The sequence below is a fragment of the Bradyrhizobium mercantei genome, assembly GCF_001982635.1.
Lineage (GTDB): Bacteria > Pseudomonadota > Alphaproteobacteria > Rhizobiales > Xanthobacteraceae > Bradyrhizobium > Bradyrhizobium mercantei.
In genome coordinates this window covers 1-1,304 of record NZ_MKFI01000034.1, presented here as the reverse complement: position 1 = coordinate 1,304, position 1,304 = coordinate 1, and the positions used below count along the sequence as shown (strand labels likewise).

3 protein-coding genes are annotated in these 1,304 nt (G+C 72.4%); all 3 read right to left on the bottom strand.

Translation table 11 applies throughout. From position 1 onward, the window contains the following. Nucleotides 1-210 (bottom strand): hypothetical protein (locus BI327_RS40720; RefSeq protein WP_210191255.1); only part of this gene is annotated, 210 nt, incomplete at its 3' end. 133 nt (nucleotides 211-343) lie between these two features. Further along, nucleotides 344-1,165: an ATP-binding cassette domain-containing protein gene (locus BI327_RS40715; protein ID WP_033513598.1), complete on the bottom strand. Its 822-nt coding sequence runs from the start codon at nucleotides 1,163-1,165 to the stop codon at nucleotides 344-346. Beyond that, nucleotides 1,162-1,302 (bottom strand): ABC transporter ATP-binding protein, encoded by a 141-nt coding sequence (locus BI327_RS40710; protein WP_245335083.1) that lies wholly within the window; start codon nucleotides 1,300-1,302, stop codon nucleotides 1,162-1,164. Before BI327_RS40710 ends, BI327_RS40715 begins: the two co-directional genes overlap by 4 nt. Nucleotides 1,303-1,304: the final 2 nt, after the last annotated feature.

The following is a 1,304-nucleotide window of genomic DNA, read 5'->3' as shown; positions in this document are numbered from 1 at the left end:
GTGTTGTTGCGCGTCCTGCGCGACGCCGCCCTCGGCGTCCAGCGTGACCACGCGCGGGCCGCTGGCCGTGCAGATGATGGTGGTGGCGCCCGGTGCGGCGCCGGGACCGGGCAAGGCGGCTGAGGCGATCAGCGCCTGGAACACGAACAGGAACGCCGCGGCTAGCGCGGTCCATCGTCTCCCGGTATTGGCGCCCGTGTGCATTCGCATCCCCTCGAAGGCGCCGATGGTAGCACGCAGGAACCGGCCAAAAAGGTGCGCGGAGCCTTGTAGGACGCTCGGAAACGCGCCAACGGCCGCGGCCGATGCGCGGGCTTGATCCGCATCAAGCCCACGCCCCGGATCAGGCCGCCTGGCGCAGGCGGCGGCGCGACGGATCGGGCCGTGGCACGGCGGCGATCAACCTGCGCGTGTAGTCCTGCGCCGGCGCCTCGAAGATGCGGTCGCACTCGCCCTCTTCCACCAGTTCGCCCGCGGCCATGATGGCCACCCGGTCGGCGAAGTGGCGCACCACCCCCAGGTCGTGCGAGATGAACAGGTAGGTCAGCCCCTGTTCGGCCTGCAGGTCGGCCAGCAGGTCCAGCACCTGCGCCTTGACCGAGACGTCCAGCGCCGACACCGCCTCGTCGGCGATGATGAAGCGCGGTTCCAGCGCCAGGGCGCGGGCGATCGCGATGCGCTGGCGCTGSCCGCCCGAGAACTGGTGCGGAAAGCGCTGCGCGTGCTCGGGCCGCAGCCCCACCCGCGCCAGCAGCGCCTGCATGCGGTCGCGGCGTTCGTCGGGCGAGTAGAGCTTGTGGATCACCATGCCGTCCATGATGGCGTCGCCGACCCGGCGGCGCGGATTGAGGCTGGAATACGGGTCCTGGAAGATCGTCTGCACCTGACGCCGGAACGCCATCAGCCGGCCGCCCGCCAACTGGCGCACGTCGTGGCCGGCCAGCTCGATGCGGCCCGAGGTCGGCCGCAGCAGGCCGGCGATGCAGCGGCCCAGCGTGCTCTTGCCGGAGCCCGATTCGCCCACCAGCGCCAGCGTGGTGCCCGTTGCCACCGCCAGGCTGACGCCCTTGACCGCCCGCACCAGCCGCGTCGGCTGGCCCAGCAGGCCGCGGGCGGCGACATAGTCCTTGGTGACGCCTTCGGCGCGCAGAATGAATTCGCTCATGACGGGGTTCCTTGTGCGGCGGCCCGCGGACGCGGGGCCAGGCGGCGGCCGCGGTCGCGCGGCGCGTCGACGTCCGGCACGGCGGCCAGCAGCGCCTGGGTGTAGGGATGCGCGGGCCGGCCGAAGATCTGGCCCACGT